Here is a 677-nt window from a genome sequence, read left to right as displayed (position 1 = left end):
AAGCCCCAATAATTGGTTTCTACATAGTAGTTAATTGGGACTCCTGTAAGCTCCCCAACTGCTTTAACGGCAGCTTCAACACCTTCTTTTTTACCTTTTGTTGATTGCATAATATATTGAACACTTGTCAGCTTGGTATATCCATAGCCATCTAAATGGACCCGTGTATCACGCGGGATACTGACTGCATGATATTCGTTCTTTTTTAAATCAACATGAACAAGCATCATTGAGTCAGAATGACCAGCTTGATCTCCTTTTCTTTGGTCAGTTCCAATTAATAATACGTTAAACACATTATCTTTTGGTGGATTTGCTGTTTGATTGGTGGTATTTGTACTAACAACTGGAACGTTTTTAAAATGATTCTTTGGCTGAAGTTGATTATATTCGAAGCCGAGTGCTGCAATAATGATTACGATAACTCCGAAAATACTAAAACCAACAATTTTCCATTTCGATTTCTTTTTTCTTTTCATGCTTTCCTCCGTGGTATAAGACTAAATTAATATATTACTAATCTCAAAGCATGAAATTATTTTACTATTTCTGGATTTCTCTTTCAATAATAATAACTGGAAATTCAAGAATATAGTCGAAGAATGTTAGATTAGTGTATTCCGGGAACAGTTTTTTGTCGAATCAAAAAAGCGTAAAGTTCCGTTATAGAACATTAC

The 677-nt window shown here is 33.8% G+C and carries 1 protein-coding gene; it reads right to left on the bottom strand.

The window, feature by feature from the left end; genetic code table 11:
• Positions 1–479, bottom strand: a 479-nt coding sequence (locus BIV60_RS27935) for an LCP family protein (RefSeq protein ID WP_141770589.1), incomplete at its 3' end; no start/stop codon positions are given.
• Positions 480–677 lie beyond the last annotated feature (198 nt).

This window comes from Bacillus sp. MUM 116, assembly GCF_001866655.1.
Lineage (GTDB): Bacteria > Bacillota > Bacilli > Bacillales > Cytobacillaceae > Neobacillus.
Note: the sequence above shows the minus strand (reverse complement) of the source record. Positions and strands in the feature narration are given on the sequence as shown.